Here is a 15,306-nt window from a genome sequence, read left to right on the forward strand (position 1 = left end):
TTTATGTGGGTCGTTAGCTCAGTTGGTAGAGCAGTTGGCTTTTAACCAATTTGTCGAAGGTTCAAATCCTTCACGACCCACCACGTCTTCTTATTCCCTTTTAAATATCTGAATTAAGCGATTTTCTAACCTTCTTAACATAGATTATCTCTGAAGATGCAAGCCTTTCATAAACCACCACTGCATTTACCTTTTGGGTTTTTCTCCTTTTCTGCAATAGCCAAAAATTTAGAGAGTACTTGAAGCCTTATGGCCTGTCTCCTAATCATGCTTAACTTTATTGGGGGGATGAAAAACAGGTAATCATTCCGGGCTTTAGATGCGGATAAAGCTGCAGCACCTGACTTGAGATGCAGCAGCTTTAATGCTTGCAGGTGTTTATAGGTCGCCAGCTTAATTGACTTGTTTAGGTTTGATGAGTATCTCCTCCGTGTTTATCACAATACTGACCTTACGGCCGATAGCAAAACCGGCCTGCCTGAGCCATTTCCCCCTGAGCACAATACAAGGCTCAAGGTTTACCGGGACATAGTTAATGCCGATGCCGCGGGTTTTGGCTGCCGACTCGCAGATAGTTTCCAGCACGGTAAACTGCCGATAAATGGGATAATTTACTTTTGCCGGGGCGGGGTCTGACGTATGATTATAATCAGCCATGACGTACTCCTTGGGAAGTTCGTTGTGGTTAGCGACCTCTGGGTGGTGTGAACACTCAGGGGTTGCGACTTTAGTTACGGCTTTAGTGCCGCAGGTGGTAACAAAGGGAACAGCTATTGTTGCCACCTTTAACTAAAGACTGCGTGGCTGGGTAAATCAACACCGGGCAGGGCTCTTTTTAAAGGGAATAATGCTGGAGATGTCCGTTAAAATTTACAGTGTTGGCTTGCAGCTGATTTGTGTAGAAGAGACAACCTTTCGCCACCTGGATGCTGGTGCTGTTTGATATATCAAACCCTAGAGTCTAATTACTTTTAGTTATTATGCTATCCCCTTAATTTTCCAGAACTTTACTTAGTACACTTTACCCTTGCTTTATCGTATAATTGCCCTGTTTTTAAAGCATTAACGAGATTTGTAATGACGCAAGCCAATTTAGCCGTGGAATTTGATTTTCAATATCCTGCCAAACCTAAGCCCTTAACTAGCGAAGAAAAAGCACAATATAAAGAAGAAATCAAACAACTGCTAAAAGAGAAAAATGCCGTATTAGTGGCACACTACTACACCGACCCTGAAATTCAGGCGTTAGCGGAAGAAACCGGTGGTTGTGTTGCCGACTCATTAGAAATGGCACGATTTGGTAATCAACATCCTGCCGATACCCTGATTGTTGCCGGTGTGAAATTTATGGGGGAAACCGCAAAAATCCTTACACCGGAAAAAACTGTTTTAATGCCTGAGCTGGAAGCGACCTGTTCATTAGACTTAGGTTGCCCGATTGAAGAGTTCTCTGCCTTTTGTGACCAGCACCCGGATCATACCGTAGTCGTGTATGCCAATACCTCGGCAGCGGTAAAAGCCCGTGCCGACTGGGTCGTAACCTCAAGTATCGCCCTTGAAATTGTCGATATGCTGGAAAGCGAAGGCAAACCGATCATCTGGGGCCCGGATCGTCACCTGGGTTCATACATAGAAAAACAAACAGGCGCCGAAATGCTGATGTGGCAGGGCGCTTGTATTGTGCATGACGAGTTTAAAGCCAAAGCGTTAAGAGACTTAAAAGTACAGTACCCGGACGCTGCCGTTCTGGTTCACCCGGAATCTCCGGCAAATGTTGTTGAAATTGCCGATGCCGTAGGCTCAACCAGTCAGCTGATCAAAGCCAGCCAGGAAATGGATAACGAAACCTTTATCGTCGCCACTGATAAGGGCATCTTCTATAAAATGGAACAGGCCAGCCCGCATAAAAAATTCATTGAAGCGCCAACCGGCGGCAACGGTGCCACCTGTCGCAGCTGTGCCTTATGCCCCTGGATGGCAATGAACGGCTTAGCTTCGATTAAAGCGGCATTAGAAAGCCCGGCAGGCCGTGAAATCAATGTTGACCCGGCGCTGGCAGAAAAAGCTTTGATCCCGCTGCACCGCATGCTTAATTTTGCCGCAGAGAATAAACTGAAAGTAAAAGGCAACGCGTAAATTTTCGCTAATAAGCCTAATTTATCAGCAAACAGTTAGTTTTTTTGATAAAAAGTTAAAAATAGCCTTGCACCCGCAAGGCTTTTTTCCTACCATAGCGCAGCTTTCAGCGAACGAGCAAATTCAGCTAAAAGTAACAATCTGGTGAGGTGTCCGAGTGGCCGAAGGAGCACGCCTGGAAAGTGTGTATACCGCAAGGTATCGAGGGTTCGAATCCCTCCCTCACCGCCATATTTAAAACGAAAAGCCCTGCAATCGCAGGGCTTTTTGCTATCTGCAGACTTATTTCTTAAGAGTCTGTTAGGGTTAACAGCTCACTTTCCAAAAGAGGTAATAATATGCGTTTGTTTTCTATCTATTTCGCATGTCTCTTTTTAATCTCGATTACTATTGCCTGCTACTTAGCCTACCTGCCTATAGCGCTAATAATAAGTTATTGGTTGCTAAGTCTCTGCACTTTTGCCATATACGCAATTGATAAATCAAAGGCCAGGAAAGGAGAATGGCGCGTTAAAGAAAAACACCTGCACTTGTTGGCTTTAATTGGTGGCTGGCCAGGCGCAATGATTGCTCAGCAGCTGTTACGACATAAATCCAAGAAATTATCTTTTCGCCTGGTGTTGGCACTAACTGTATTGGTAAATATCAGTGCTTTTATTTGGTTTAGTCCCCAGGTAAAAGAACTGTTAAACGAATTAGCTAAATTGTTTTATTAGCAGAGTTAATCTTGTCGCAATGTTTGACTTATAAGATTAGAAATGCAGATTTATTCACATTTAAGTGCCTAATTCTTATCTGATTGTTAAGGTCTAAAATAAAGAAAGTGTTAGCCGGGGCGTTTTTTTAATTAGCCTTTGGGTATGCCTGGGGGCTAATGTCCCATTTTATAAAAGGTGATCAAAACTACCTTTCTGAAAAGCGGACTCTACGTAATAGAGGATTTTTTCATATATCCCCATCTGTACGTCGTCAAATTTAAGCTCGTGTTCCTCATTAAATTTAGGATGCTCATCATCATAATACGGATACATCAGCCTGGCTTTTTTCTTTTCAATAACGGCTAAATCAATGAGAGCTTCAGCTTCCTCTTGACTGAGAAATATCGGTGGTTTTGCCTTTGTATCAGGAAAAGCATCTTTTAAAATTTGATAGCCTTCTTTATGGACTATTTGAGCGATGTCTTCGACAAGCTCAATTGGCATTAATACTTCACGTTTAATCATAAACTTACCTTCCTCGATAGCGCACCAGAGAATTTTTCTATTATCTTGCCTTGCCTGTCAATTTTGACATTATAAGGTTTCCTTATCGCTGCAGGTTTGTAAGTAATACGGTAAGGTTCAAGCACAGACATTCATTTCAGGGTGTAGAGAAACGGTTGAGCTTGGTATTCTTACCTGGCTTGAGTCTGTTTCTCTATTAGCTCCGTGTTGTGTGCTTGGGGCTGCTGATATCCGGTCATTGATTTCTTTGGGAATTAATCGCATCAACTATTTTATTGGTTGAAAAGAGTTTCGTAATGCCTAGGGTTGAAGCCGCCTGGTTGGTGACATTTGCTTGCTGTTGGGCATATACCGCGTTGGCGGCGGCCATGGCTACAGAGTTACCTATGGTTTGATATAAACTGCCCATGGCCATAGCCGGGGCTTCTGCCACTACTTTTGTATTAGTGGTCGTTACTGTATCAATAACGGCTCCATTAATTGTTTCTGGTTGCGACATTTGGCTTCTTCCCTGATGTAGTTAGCTTAATATGAGTATTGTTGGGTAAGTAAAGGCTGTAAAGCTAGCTTATTCAATTCCCCCCTTGCTAACAGGGGGAAACTGAAAGGTGAAAGGCATTAAGTTAATGAGAAAACTCTGCTTATTTTGACTGGTTTTGAGAGTATTCGTTAACTTGAGCCGTGAGTTTTCCGTTAAGGGGCTGCCATAATTGAATCAATAACCGTTGAAAAGGTTTGATAGCCCTGAGCGCCGACGATCAGGCGGCCATTGACCAGTTTGTCCCCTTCGATGCGGCCGATAAAAAAGCTCGGTGTGCCGCTGATGCCGAGGGAGGCTGCCAGTCCCTGATCTTCACTGACTTCTTCTATGTGGCGTTTATCGCTGCTGCACAGTTTAAATTGCTCCAGGTCGAGCTTTAATTCGCCTGCCAGTTCCTGATAGCGTTGGGGGCTTAACTCGCGGATATTGCTGAACAGGCTGTCACGCATTTGCCAGTAAGCGCCTTGTGCCAGGGCACAGTTGGCGGCCACAGCTGCGCCTTGTGCCTGGGGATGAAAGTCGAGCGGGAAGTCCCGGGCGATATAACGGACTTTGCCGGTTTTGATGTAATTTTTCTTGATGGCGGGGAAGGTTTGATCGGCAAAACGTTTGCAGTAGGGGCATTGAAAGTCGGAGAACTCGACAATGGCGATAGTGGCATCCTCACTGCCCAGTAAGGGGTCATTACCGTCTAAATCCAATGCCAGCTGGGCGGGCAGGGGCTTGGCCACCGGCTCCGGGGTATCCATGGCGATTTTATGAATATCGGTGACCGCCTGGCGAATGGCGGCCACTTCCCGCTTTAATTGCTTTAAATCGTCCCGCATCGCCAGGATAGCTGCATTGGCCTCCTGGCTTTGCTGTTGCTGTGCCTGCTTTTGTTGTTGCGCCAAACTCGTGTTGGTTTTGCTGCATGCCGTTAAGGTGACTACTAGTGTTAGCACTATTATTAGCAATAAAGGGAGTTTGGTGCTGTTCATATTTAAGGCTCCGTGGTGAAGTTACTGGGCACTGAGGTGCCGCTAAATGAATTATTAGCCAAATCCCGCAATCCCGAAAGTGTCCGCACCCGATAGCTGGTATTATTGACCAGATCTTCATCGGGGGTGAAGGTCACCGTCATCTGGTCGGCGCTAAGACTGTAGCTGCCGCTGACCGCGGTGCAGCAGGGGGAAGTGCGCTCGATAAAGAAATTGCCGGGTAAGGTCAGGGCGTTGATCGGCTCACTAAATACGGCTACCGAGGTGGTGCCGACCGGGACATTGCTGCTGGAATTAACCGGGGTAATGGATATCAGGGTTGGCCTGGTGGTATCTGTGTTTGTTCCTGTGGTAAAGCTTGAGCTGACCGGTGCGGCAAGCACATTGGTCGCCAGATCTTCCACGCCGCTGATATCTATCGTATGCAGCTCAGAGCCGGTTAAATCGCTCATAGGTGTCAGGGTTACCCTGCGGTTACCGTTGCTTAAGCTTCTAGTGACGGCGACCAGGCCACTGGTATCACTTAAGGTAATCCCCGCCAGACTTTCATTGCGGATGGCTTCATCAAATTCCACCATCACCTGGCTATTGACCGATACCCCGGAAAAACCGTCTGTCGGGCTGATGCCGGTCACCACCGGCGCTGTGTTGTCTTCTGCGTCGCTGGTGGTAAAGTTAGCCGGTACCGAGGTGCTGCCATAGGTATTATTGGCCAGATCACGTACCCCGGTGAGCAAGCGGATACGGTAGCTGTGGGAAGTATCTAAGTTGCTGTCAGGGGTAAAGGTGGCGCTGAGGCGGTTACTGGCCACCTGTACCGTGCCGGCAACGGCGGGACAGCAGGGATTGGTACTTTCTATAAAGAAGCTGCTGGTGGTTACGGATAAGGGATTGACCCGCTCGGTGAAGGTGACTTGTGCTACCAGGTTGGTGGGGACATTGGTGGCATTGTTAAACGGATCTACCGATGCCAATAACGGCCGGCTAAAGTCAACGCTATCTTGTGTGGTAAACAAGCTGACAACCGGTGCGGCGATAACATTATCGGCCAGGTCTTTTACGCCGTCTATGGTCAGGGTATGAAGCTCATTGGCATTTAACGGGTTGCGCGGGGTAATAATTAAGTTGCGGTTACCGTTGCTTAAGGCAAACAAGAGATCGATATCGCCTGTACTGTCGCTCAAGGTGATACCGGTCAGGCCATCGCTTTGCACCGGCTCGTCAAAATGCACTTCCATTACTGCATTAATCGGCACGTCGGTTAAGTTATTATCCGGGCTGATCGCCACCACAGTCGGCGCGGTTAAGTCTTCAACCGCGCTGGTGGTAAAGCTGGTGGTTGGCATAAAGAAGCTGTTACCGGCATAGTCTGTGGGTACAGCTCCTGAGCGGAATACGCTATGGCTGGTGTTTAAGTTCAAACCGCTGTCGGGTACAAACATCATGGTACGGGCATCACCACTGAGGCTTTGGCTAAAGGGCAGGTTGGTGAAGGTGGTATTTTCCCGGAGCACTGCGCCGATATGGGCAAAAATGGCCGGATCGAGCGGTTCGTTAACCTCCATTTCAATCACGGCATTGACCGGTACATCGACGGAGCCGCTGACCGGGGTATTGCGTACGAATACCGGTGATACGGTATCGGGCTGTACTCCCGTGGTAAAGGAGGTGGTTTGGCTGCTGACAATATTGCCTGCCAGATCTTCCACGCCGCTGACGGTTAAGTCATAAGCCGTGTTGGCACTTAGCGGATTGTGGGGCACGACAGAGACCAGGAACTGGCCGTCGCTAAAGCTTTGGCTGGAGATACTGCAGGAGATGGCGCCGCCGCTGCCGTCATTGATCTCTATGTTACTGTCGCCTAGGGCGGTCATATTAATTGCTTCATCAAACAAGACCCGGATAAGGGCATTGATGGGAATATCAACACTGCCATCAGGCGGTGAGACCGAAACTATACCCGGTGCGCTGTTATCTTCGCCGGTGCCGGTGGCGAAGAAGCGGGTAAAGTTACCAAAGGTTGGTTGCTGACCGTCGAGATCCCTCAACCCGTTAAATAAGCGGTAGAAGTAGTTGGTACTGTCACTGAGGTTGGCGTCCGGGGTGATGCGGATAATTCTGTCCCCGACCAGGGTGACGGTTGTGGCAACGAGATCGGCACTGCCGAAGTTTTCCCTGATTTCAACATTGGTATTATTGACTGTTGACGGGTCTAGCGCTTGGTTGAACTTAATATCAAACCGGCTGTTGACCAGGACATTATTGGTGCTTTGCTGGAACAGACTCTCATTAATGACCGCAGGGGCGATATTGGCATCAGCCAGTTCGGTGCGGAAAGAGCCCTGGTAATTGTTTAAGGCATTACCGCTGGTATCCTGGGCGCTTGGGTCAAGGAATATCTGGATCAGGGCGTTGTCGCTCCAGGGCGTATCCGGGGTAAAGGTAATGCTGCGGCCATCGCCGGTGATATCTGTGGTGCCGCTTACCAGGACGCCGTTTTGGGTGACATTTAAGGCATCGTTTATGGTCAGTTCATCCATGGGTTCGTTAATAAACAGGGTGAAATTGTTGTCAACCGGGACATTGCTGGCGCCATTATTGGGTCTTTGGCCAACCACTGAAGGCCTGCCGGTATCCAGTGCCGGTGCGGTGGTAAATTCCGAGCTGAAGTTGGCCAGGGCATTGCCCGACAGATCGCTGATACCGTCGGTGAGCATCAGGGTGATCAGGCTGTTGGCCGGTAAACTGTCATTGACGAACAGGGTGCGGTTATCGCTGGATAAACTGCGGGACGGGAATAAGCGGCTGCCGTTGGCGAAAAATTCCACGGTATTGCTGTTGACTGTATTCGGGCGCAGAGACTCGGAGAAAGTGATCACAACCGGGTTGTTGACTAAGCTGACGTCGGTGGCGCCGTCTGGCGGGGTGATCACTTGTACCGTTGGTGCCGTGGTATCCTGGAGCCCGGCGGGATCTATGGTGAAACTGGTCGGTACGCTGGTGCTGGCATAGGTATTGCCCGCCAGATCTTGCACGCTGTTAAACATTCTTAACCTGTAGGTTTGTCCGGCAACCAGCGGGTTTAACGGGGTAAAGCTGATGGTCTGGTCATTGTTGGACAGGCTCAGGCTGCCGGCGATACGGGCGGTACCTCCCGAGGTTTGCTCAACAAAAACACTGCCCGAGGTAACCGTGAGCGGGTTGACCCTTTCGCTTAACGTTGCGGAGATCACCGCATTACTGGCGACAGTAGCGGCACCATTAACCGGGGAAGTGGAAACCAGGGTCGGACGGGTCGTGTCGGCATTGCTGTTGGTGACTTCAAAATTGCTGCTAAAGGCGCCGCTGGTATTACCCGCCAGATCGGTTAAACCGCTGACATCAATCTGGTAGTTACCAATGGCCAGCAGTGCTGACGGGGTAAAGAAGATAGTGCGGCGGTCACTGCTTAAGCTGATAGTGCCGTCAAGTGGTACGCCGCCTGTGCTGACGACTATGGCATCGTCTGCTAAGTCCACCAGGGTTACGGCTTCATTGAGACGCACCGAGATCACGGCATTGGCGGGCACATTGCTGATGCCGTCGGTCAAGCTGTTACCGATAAAATCAGGTGCGCTGTTGTCTTCACCGTCACCGGTAATGAAATTTGCCGGTACCGAGGTACTGGAGTAGGTATTATCGGCAAAGTCACGTGCTCCGCTGAACATGCGGATGCGGTAATTGGTTCTCGGTTTAAGCGGCTCGTCCGGGGTAAAGGAGGCATGGAGCAAGTCGGCGGAGACGGCTACCGTGCCGGTGACTTTTGGACAACAGGGTGAAGTCTGCTCAATAAAGAAAGTGTCGCTGTTAACGGATAACGGATTGAGGCGCTCGTTAAAGGAGATATGGGCCACCATATTGGTGGGTACATTGGTGCTGCTGTTGACCGGATCGGCAACCACTAAGGCCGGCCTGAAGAAATCAACGCCGTCTTCCGTGGTGAAGCTGGAGGTGACCGGGCCGGTGAGCAGGTTGTTGCTCAGGTCTTCTATATTGGCGATGCTGACGGTATGTAAGCTGTTTTCGGTCAGCAGGTTCTGCGGCACTAAAGTGACGGTACGGTTGCCGTTGCTAAATTGTTTGCTGACGGTCAGTGTGCCGCCGCTGTCGCTGAGGGTGATGCCCTCCAGGCTGGAGGTGCGTATCGGTTCATCAAAGTCTATTTGTACCCGGGCGTTTCTGGCAATGTCAGCCAGGCCATCTGACGGACTGATACCGGCCATCTGGGGCGCGGTGGTATCGGGATCAAATGAAGTGGTAAAGCTAAAGGTCCAGTTAAAGAGCTGGTTGTTGGCATAATCTGTCATGGTATTGCCGGAGCGGAATACGCTGTGGCTGCGGTTGACCAGCAGCGGATTATCCGGGGCGACGGTAACTTTACGGGCATCGCTGCTTAAACTGCTGGTGACGGCCAAGTTCTGGAAGGTGGTGTTATCCCGTAATGTGGTACCGGCATGTTGGAACCTGGCCGGATCCAGGGCTTCGCTGACTTCAAAGTCGACCACGGAATTGACGGCAACATTGGTCGCGCCGTTAAAGGGGTTAGTGCGCACCAGGGCCGGTGATACCGTATCCGGCTGTATGCCTGTGGTAAAGGAGGTGGTTTGTACGCTGATGCTGTTACCCACCAGATCTGTAATGCCGTCCAGGGTTAACTGGTGAACCGTGTTTTCTTTGAGCGGCGCATGGGGCACGATCAAAATTTCCTGTTGGCCGTCAGTAAAGTTCTGGCTGGAGATGGTACAGGCGATGGCATTGCCTGAGCCGTCATTAAGCTGCACGTTAGTGTCATTAACTGAGCTTAAGTCGGTCAGCTCATCGACAAGCAGGCGGATCACGGCATTGGTGGGGATGTCTATCGCGGCATCCGGCGGTGATACTGCCAGTACATTCGGCGCGGTATTATCGCCGCCTGAGCCTGTTCTGAAGAAGCGGGTAAAGTTGCCGAAGTTGGGGGTCTGGCCGTCGAGGTCACGCAACCCCGGGAGTAAGCGGTAGAAATAGTTGGTACCTGTGGCAAGCGCTGCATTTGGGGTGATACGTATGGTATCGCCGCCAAGCAGGCTGACGGTCGCGCTGATCAGGCCTCCGCCGCTGAAGTTTTCCTGTATAAAGGCATTGGTGCTGTTAACGGTTGTCGGATCGAGAGCTTCGCTAAATTCAATATCAAAAAAGCTGTTGGTTAAGAGCTCATTGGTGTTTTGCTGGAACAGGGATTCGCGGATCACAAACGGGCTGTCGCTGCTGCCGTCTGCCTGGGTCCTGAATGATCCCTGGTAGTTAAAGATGCTATTGCCTGAGGTATCTTTGGCATTGGTGTCTAAAAAGACCTGGATCAGGGCATTTGGCTGCCAATCGGCATCCGGGGTAAATTCGATATTACGGCCATCACCGGTAATGGCTATGGTACCGGGTACGGCGTCGCCGTTTTGTGAAATATGCAGGGCGCCGGGCAGGGTGGTGATGTCCATAGGCTCGTTGGTAAAGAGCACCAGGCTTAAATCGGTGGCGACATTACTGGCGCCGTTACCAGGGCGCTGGCTAAACACCGAAGGCCTGCCGGTATCGGTCGGTGCGACCGTGGAGAATTCGCTGGTAAAGTTGTCCATGGCATTGCCGGCAAGATCGGTGACGTCATCGGTAATGATCACGGTTATGGTGCTGTTGCCGGGTAAGTTATCCCGCAGGGTCACGGTACGGTTGTCACTGGAGCGGGAAATAGACGGGAACAGCCGGATACTGTTGGCATAGAGCTCCATGGTTGAGCTGTTAACCGTACCCGGATTTAACGACTCGGTAAAGGTGACCACCACGGAAGTATTGATCACCCCGATATCGCTGGCGCCGTTATTGGGAGTGATCAGCTGTACCTGAGGTTTAGTGGTATCGGCTGGTTCGCCGCCCCCTATGGTAAAGTTACTTGGCACCGAGCTGCCGGAGAAGGCGTTGCCGGAAAGATCCTGGATGCTGTTAAAGGTGCGGATGCGGTAAGTGAATCCCGGCAGTAGCGGCGTCAATGGAGTAAAGGTGGCGGTCAAGCCGTCGGCTGAAAGGCTTAAATCTCCGGCAATACGTACCGTGCCGCCTGTGGTTTTTTCAACAAAGAAATTGCCGCTGTTGAGGGTCAGCGGATTGATACGCTCGGAGAAAGTAACCGACATGCTGGCATCGGCGGCCACTGAACTGCTGCCGTTAACAGGGGAAACCGAACTGGCGGTTGGCCGGGTGTTATCTACCGTATCCAGTGCGGTAAAGCTGCTGTTAAAGGCTATGCCGGTATTACCGGCGATATCCGTCAGGCCGGTTAAGTTTAACTCGTACAACCCGGCGGCCAGCGGTGCATCCGGGGTAAAGATAATGGTTCTGCGATCACTGCTCAGGCTGACGGTGCCCGGTATGTCGGAGCCGCCCAGGGACAAGGTCATGCTGTCTGTTGGCAGGTTCACCAGGTTAACGGGTTCGGATAACCTTATCTGGATCCTGGCATTGGCGGGCACGCCGGTTAAGCCGTCTTCAAGGCTGAGGTTGTCTACTATCGGGGCGTTATTGTCTTCCCCCGCGCCGGTACTAAAGTTTGTCGGTACCGAAGTGCCGGTATAAAGGTTATTGGCGAGATCCCGGGCGCCGGTATTTAACCTGACCCGGTATGAGGTCAGGGGCTCAAGCGGGTTATCCGGGGTCAGGGTAGCACTTAACCTGTCGTTTGCCACCACTATGGTACTGGTCACCGGGAAGCAGCAGGGATTGGTTTTTTCAATAAAGAAGCTGCTGCTATTTAAGGTTAAGTCGTTAAACCTTTCGTTAAAGGTGATCCTGGCGGCCATATTGGTGGGCACATCCGAGCGGTTATTGACCGGATCTGCCTGGGTAAAGCTTGGCCTGACGACATCGCCGACATCATCGGTATCAAAACTGAAACTGATGGGGTTGTCTATCGGGTTACCCACCAGATCGGTGAGACCTGTGCTGACATTGACGGTATGCGTGGTATTGGGGGCCAGGGCACTGGCCGAGGTAAAGCTGATGCGGCGGTTGGCATCTTCCAGGGCGATAGAGCCGTCTACTGTGCCTCCCGGCGTGGTCACTATGACCCCGCGTACGGCATCGACGATATTCATGGGTTCGTCGAACTGCAGTTGGATCAGGGCATTGACGGGAATGGTCGAATCAAAGTTTTTCGGACTGCTGGCGATAAAGTTGGGCCGCTCGCTGTCCTGGACAAAGGCGGTGGTAAAGGAGAAGTTATGCTGGAACTGCAAGGCATTGCCGGACACATCCTGGGTATTGGTGGTCACAAAAACGCTGTGGCTGCGGCCGATGGCAAAGGTGCTGTCGGGCACGAAGGACGCCACCCGACCGTCGGGATCCACCTGTATCATCCCGGGAACGTTGCTAAAGGTGATGTTATCCCGGACGATGATATTGGCCGGGATCAGGGTGGCCGGATCCATAGGTTCGCTAAATTCCATGGTAAAGGGGGCATTGACCGGCACATTCGAGCTGCTGCTGAGCGGGCTGGTGCGGATAACCGTCGGACGGATATCATCGACAAATTCTGCCGTGGTAAAGCTGCTGTTGAAGCTGCCCACCATCAGGTTTCCGGCAATATCCCGTATGCCTTGTACTTCAACGGCTAAAGTGGTCAGGCCCGGCAGCTGCTCATCCGGGGTAAAGGTGACCGACAATAAATCGTTGGATAAACTCAGCTCGCCTGTGATCGGAACACCATTGGTGAGGCTGATCACGCCGTCGGTAATGGACGTGTCCAGCAGTTGTTCATTAAAACGCACCACGATTACTGAGTTGGTGGGCACATCGGAGGCGGTATCTAACGGCGTGATCTGGGAGACCGCTGGCGGCACGGTATCATTGTTAAAGGGATCTGTACCCAGCTGTGATTCTTCCAGGTTGGTGAGGCCGTCATTATCCGGGTCGTCCAGGGCATCGTTGGGATCTGTGGGGTCTAGGCCAAACTGGGATTCATAACCGTCATCCATGCCGTCGCCGTCGGTATCGGCGCGCAGCGGATCGGTAATATGACCGTCTGCCCCCGGCAGCACTTCTTCACCGTCGAGCAAGCCGTCACCGTCGGTATCCGGATTAAGTGGGTCGGTGTTTTCCAGCACTTCTTCACTGTTGGGCAGGCCGTCGTTGTCACTGTCTTCACTGCCGTCAGGGATACCGTTAAAGTTAGTGTCGGCGCGCAGCGGATCCAACCCCAGGGCAAGTTCGACGCCGTCGGGCAAGAGGTCATTGTCGCTGTCGGGGTCGAGCATATTGATAATACCGTCGCCGTCGCTGTCCGAGGTCGGGTTGACTTCAGAGCCGTCGAGCAGGCCGTCACCGTCGGTATCCGATAATAGCGGGTTTGACCCTAAGGTACCTTCCTGGGCATCATCGAGGCCGTCGCCGTCGGTATCGTTAAGGAAGATACTGGTACCTAAGTTAAATTCCTCGGTATTGTTCAGGCCGTCGAGATCAAAGTCGAGCAGGGCGTCGCCGTCGTCATTTAAATCTAAGCCTATGCCGCCGGGGCGGGATAAGATCTGGAATTCCGACAGTCCCGGGGTATTGCTTTCATCGTCTGTGGCGGTAAAACGTATCCGGCGGATCATATCGACATCGAGCGGCACGGCCAAGTCACGGCTGGGCGCCGGCAGTAAAACTTCGCCTGAGTTAAAAACTTCATTATCGGCGACATCAAAGGCCTGGATGCGGCCGGCAAAAAAGTCGAAACCCACCGGGTTGGTGCGGTTGCCGAGCAGGCGTACCTGGGCGACATCGACATCGTCCGGCAGTAAAACCTCAATAAAGGGGGCGCTGCGTTTGTTGGCGGCATCGCCGACACTGGTAAACCAGGAAGTGAAAATATTGCCGTCTATGGCGCGATCCGGCACATTGCCACCGGAGAAGCTGCTGGCATCGACGGTGACGCCGGGCAAGCGGGATAAATTGGCGCCGCCGGGGTTGACTGCATTAAGGCTTTCAAAGTCATCCGGCAGGCCGTCATCATCCGCATCCAGGGTCAGGTTTACGGTGAGCTGGATAGTGGCGATAACCCCTTCGTGGGTGGCGGTGACCAGTAGCGTGCCACTGGAAACGGCGTTAATGAAGCCGTCGTCGCTGACGGTGGCAATGGCGGGGTTTGATACCAGATAAAAGGTGCCGGTATCTGCCAGGGTGATGTCAATCTCGGTACCGTCGGGTAAGGTGCCGGTGGTGACCAACTGGACGCCGTTGGCTTCCGGTGTGAGTTCCAGTGCCGGGGAGCTGATCTCGATAGAGACAGGTACGGGGTCATCGTCGGCAAAGGAGATTTCATCAAACAGGGTTTCACCGTTGGGGTTGCCCAGCACAAAGGGTGACTGGCCGTTATCGACGCTGCCGTCGGCGCGGTCGCAAACTACCCGTACCCGGAAAGCCCCCTGTGGCACGGGGACATTGGGAATAATAAAGGTACCGTCGGCATTGACCTGGGTCTGGCGGTTTAAAATGGTGGCGATACAGTCTTCATTGAGTATCGGCCCGGCATCCGGGATGTCGATGATTTCCGGCGGGCCCGGCAGTTCATCGTCATCTTTATTTTCGTTGGCATAGGGCAGTGATGTAAAGCTAAAACAAGTTAACAAAAACACCGCAGGGAGGTATTGCCGCAAGGTATCGAGAAATCCCTTGCTTGTAGTCTGAGAAAATCGTCCGGTCTTCATTTGTTTACGACCTCCACATCTAGTTTAACTTGCTAAAATCTTGTCTTGCTAGACAGTTAACTTGTTAAAATGCTGTTAAACGTTTTACTTCAATTCAGCTATGACTAACTGCTGGGCCTGTTCAGACCAGATTAGTCGATTTTTATTTCTTGAAAACCATAGGCTTAATCGACCATGGTCTTCGAGGATCCTTTTCGATAACTGGGTATTTTTTTGCAGTATCTTTTTCAGGCTTGCCATATATTGTTTATTGGCATCATTGTCCGGTAGAAAGCCCGGCTCTAAAAATGCCACGATTTTTGCCACCGCCATGGTATAACCCTTGTTCCGTTTTCCGGCATTGTCCGCCTCCGTTTTCGGCAGCTGAAAATAGATTTTTCGATCCCTTTCCTGAATTTCCCCGAGCAGTGTGCCGTTGGTGACGCTTTCGTTGGTAACTTTTTCCATCATCTTGTAATACCAATATTGCTCACCATCAAAATCATAACGGTTGGCTTTGGAAAACTTGTGTTGCTCGGCCGGTTCTTCTGCCTCTGCTTTATGCATATGTTTGCCCGTGGTTAATCCCGCACCGGCATTGGCAAACAAGGCCGGTAACAGCAGCAACATTACCCATCCTTTTAATTTCATTTTTTCATCCTTTTTCTGTTCTTATGATTCGTCACGTAACACTACCACAT

General features: G+C 51.0%; 8 protein-coding genes and 2 tRNA genes. 4 read left to right on the forward strand and 6 right to left on the reverse strand.

Going from position 1 to position 15,306, the window contains the following annotated elements:
- The first annotated feature begins 7 nt into the window (after positions 1 to 7).
- Positions 8 to 83: transfer RNA gene (locus QL234_RS28930), tRNA-Lys, on the forward strand.
- Between the two features lie 310 nt (positions 84 to 393).
- On the opposite strand, the gene QL234_RS28935 is transcribed toward QL234_RS28930, so the two are convergent.
- The gene (locus QL234_RS28935) at positions 394 to 657 is read right to left on the reverse strand and encodes a SymE family type I addiction module toxin (RefSeq protein WP_281561215.1); all 264 of its coding nucleotides are present in this window, start codon (positions 655 to 657) and stop codon (positions 394 to 396) included.
- Positions 658 to 1,077: 420 nt separating this feature from the next.
- Between QL234_RS28935 and nadA the strand changes: the two genes are divergently transcribed.
- From nadA to QL234_RS28950, 3 genes are all read left to right on the forward strand, one after another.
- The gene (nadA, locus tag QL234_RS28940; RefSeq protein WP_281561216.1) at positions 1,078 to 2,136 is read left to right on the forward strand and encodes a quinolinate synthase NadA; all 1,059 of its coding nucleotides are present in this window, start codon (positions 1,078 to 1,080) and stop codon (positions 2,134 to 2,136) included.
- 143 nt (positions 2,137 to 2,279) lie between these two features.
- Positions 2,280 to 2,367 (forward strand) — tRNA-Ser (locus tag QL234_RS28945).
- Between the two features lie 107 nt (positions 2,368 to 2,474).
- Positions 2,475 to 2,852, forward strand: a complete 378-nt coding sequence (locus QL234_RS28950; RefSeq protein WP_281561217.1) for a DUF1294 domain-containing protein — start codon at positions 2,475 to 2,477, stop codon at positions 2,850 to 2,852.
- Between the two features lie 168 nt (positions 2,853 to 3,020).
- Here the strand turns inward: QL234_RS28950 and QL234_RS28955 are convergent, their stop codons facing one another.
- The 5 genes from QL234_RS28955 to QL234_RS28975 form a co-directional block, all read right to left on the reverse strand.
- On the reverse strand, positions 3,021 to 3,359 hold the full coding sequence (locus tag QL234_RS28955; RefSeq protein WP_281561218.1) for a hypothetical protein: 339 nt from the start codon (positions 3,357 to 3,359) through the stop codon (positions 3,021 to 3,023).
- Between the two features lie 235 nt (positions 3,360 to 3,594).
- Positions 3,595 to 3,858 (reverse strand): RebB family R body protein, encoded by a 264-nt coding sequence (locus tag QL234_RS28960; protein ID WP_281561219.1) that lies wholly within the window; start codon positions 3,856 to 3,858, stop codon positions 3,595 to 3,597.
- A 194-nt stretch (positions 3,859 to 4,052) separates the two neighbouring features.
- Entirely contained in the window at positions 4,053 to 4,880 is an 828-nt protein-coding gene (locus QL234_RS28965; RefSeq protein WP_281561220.1) for a thioredoxin domain-containing protein, read from the reverse strand.
- Between the two features lie 2 nt (positions 4,881 to 4,882).
- The gene (locus QL234_RS28970) at positions 4,883 to 14,626 is read right to left on the reverse strand and encodes an Ig-like domain-containing protein (RefSeq protein ID WP_281561221.1); all 9,744 of its coding nucleotides are present in this window, start codon (positions 14,624 to 14,626) and stop codon (positions 4,883 to 4,885) included.
- 84 nt (positions 14,627 to 14,710) lie between these two features.
- Positions 14,711 to 15,256 (reverse strand): hypothetical protein, encoded by a 546-nt coding sequence (locus QL234_RS28975; RefSeq protein WP_281561222.1) that lies wholly within the window; start codon positions 15,254 to 15,256, stop codon positions 14,711 to 14,713.
- Between the last annotated feature and the right edge of the window lie 50 nt (positions 15,257 to 15,306).

It is taken from the genome of Thalassomonas sp. RHCl1, assembly GCF_947387555.1.
GTDB lineage: Bacteria > Pseudomonadota > Gammaproteobacteria > Enterobacterales > Alteromonadaceae > Thalassomonas.

Bases quoted from the DNA above. Each gene is read 5' to 3' on its own strand.
- QL234_RS28935 (WP_281561215.1), bottom strand. From the start codon at position 657: ATGGCTGATTATAATCATACGTCAGACCCCGCCCCGGCAAAAGTAAAT.
- nadA (WP_281561216.1), top strand. From the start codon at position 1,078: ATGACGCAAGCCAATTTAGCCGTGGAATTTGATTTTCAATATCCTGCC.
- QL234_RS28950 (WP_281561217.1), top strand. From the start codon at position 2,475: ATGCGTTTGTTTTCTATCTATTTCGCATGTCTCTTTTTAATCTCGATT.
- QL234_RS28955 (WP_281561218.1), bottom strand. From the start codon at position 3,359: ATGATTAAACGTGAAGTATTAATGCCAATTGAGCTTGTCGAAGACATC.
- QL234_RS28960 (WP_281561219.1), bottom strand. From the start codon at position 3,858: ATGTCGCAACCAGAAACAATTAATGGAGCCGTTATTGATACAGTAACG.
- QL234_RS28965 (WP_281561220.1), bottom strand. From the start codon at position 4,880: ATGAACAGCACCAAACTCCCTTTATTGCTAATAATAGTGCTAACACTA.
- QL234_RS28970 (WP_281561221.1), bottom strand. From the start codon at position 14,626: ATGAAGACCGGACGATTTTCTCAGACTACAAGCAAGGGATTTCTCGAT.
- QL234_RS28975 (WP_281561222.1), bottom strand. From the start codon at position 15,256: ATGAAATTAAAAGGATGGGTAATGTTGCTGCTGTTACCGGCCTTGTTT.